Consider the following 539-nt stretch of genomic DNA (forward strand, 5'->3'; position numbering starts at 1 on the left):
GAAGTCGTAACAAGGTAGCCCTAGGGGAACCTGGGGCTGGATCACCTCCTTACCTATACGACTAACTTAATGTTTGTTGAGTGTTCACACAGATTGCTTGTTTAGCTTCTCTTAGGAGAAGTCAGAGCTAAATGCGCCGCGAGCCGGTACGCATTGTTCTTTAACAATTTGGAAAGCTGATAGTATTTAATTGCATGAGTCTGTCATGTGATTAATTACAAAACGTTTAATGCGAAAGCATTGAACATGAGTTCTCAAACACTTTATTAAGTGTCTTGAATATTCAAAAGTAAATTATTCTTTATTGAATAGTTTACGTCTAAGGCGCGTCCACTTCTTTGGTCAGAAGTGAGACAAGTAAAACCAAGCTGGTCGCAATGCGGCGCAGATGAGTGAAACTCATTTGGGTTGTATGGTTAAGCGACTAAGCGTATACGGTGGATGCCTTGGCAGTCAGAGGCGATGAAGGACGTAGTAACTTGCGAAAAGCGTTGGCGAGCTAGTAACAAGCATTTGAGCTAACGATGTCCGAATGGGGG

Annotated in this window: 2 rRNA genes; both read left to right on the top strand. The window is 42.7% G+C overall.

Annotated features, from left to right (window positions below):
* Window positions 1-52: ribosomal RNA gene (locus tag L5L77_RS22660) — 16S ribosomal RNA — on the top strand; the annotation flags it as partial.
* 362 nt (window positions 53-414) lie between these two features.
* A 23S ribosomal RNA gene (locus L5L77_RS22665) occupies window positions 415-539 on the top strand; the annotation flags it as partial.

Origin of the sequence: Shewanella sp. SM29, assembly GCF_025654245.1 — a bacterium.
Taxonomy (GTDB): domain Bacteria; phylum Pseudomonadota; class Gammaproteobacteria; order Enterobacterales; family Shewanellaceae; genus Shewanella; species Shewanella oncorhynchi.